The 858-nt window shown below is 41.0% G+C and carries 1 protein-coding gene; it reads right to left on the minus strand.

The window, feature by feature from the left end:
- Nucleotides 1–123: 123 nt before the first annotated feature.
- Complete coding sequence (locus tag R7Q46_RS25965) at nt 124–819, minus strand: DUF2786 domain-containing protein (RefSeq protein WP_005462644.1); 696 nt, start codon at nt 817–819, stop codon at nt 124–126.
- Nucleotides 820–858 lie beyond the last annotated feature (39 nt).

Below are 858 nucleotides of genomic sequence, written 5' to 3' on the forward strand. Positions count from 1 at the left end.
TTATGAATCAGTAGATATTGATATTTGTTATGCGAAAGTAAGATTGATAGAAAGCTGTGTAAGAATTTTCTTATAACGCTCAATATCAACCCACTTTTACGTATCTAGTTGAGTATGTTGCGCTTATTTAGAGGTGTTGCCCAACATTTTTCTGGCTTGTTCTCCACCGACACCACGGTTTACAGAGACTTTTCTGCCTTTCTTTAATCCGACTTCGTAGTCTTCAGTCAGATTCTTCATGGCTTCTCTTAATTGTTTTTTGAACGTTTCACGGTCGATGTTCTGAAACTCTTTATCAATGTAATCATTGATTTTGTTTGCAGACTCTTCATCTGGTGAGATCACAGGTAGCTTTTCAAGTGCGCCTTCTACCCAGCCAGAAACAAAAGAGTTAACGCGACGAGTCACTTCCATTGAAGACGTACCAGAACCTGCAAAGCTATTACGGAACTGGCCGGTGCTTTCATTCAATTCTCGATAGATGATGTCGAAAGCAAAGGCAGCAAAGATCGCGCGATCGGCTTCACCAATAAACTCAACGCGTTTAAGCCCTTTGTGATTCAACAAGACGGCTTCAACACCAAACTTAGTGTTAATGCCACGAATCACGCGCAATAGGGTAGAACTGATGTTGGACGGCAACAAATGAGAAGATTGAGTTTTTCCCATTTTGATAAACTCAATATCGTCTTTGTCCAAACCATATTTGAGCATAAGGCGATGCGCCATCTTGATGGCGTTAGCCGCCTCATTCACGTTGGCGGAGTTACCCAGTTCCAAACACTTGGCGATTTTTTTCAGAGCTTTTTGTTTATCCATCGACAACCAATAACGAAAGCAGAAAATTTATGAAGTCAG

The organism is Vibrio sp. 811, from assembly GCF_033339195.1.

Excerpts from the sequence above, each read along its gene's own strand:
- R7Q46_RS25965 (WP_005462644.1), bottom strand. The coding sequence starts at position 819 with ATGGATAAACAAAAAGCTCTGAAAAAAATCGCCAAGTGTTTGGAACTG.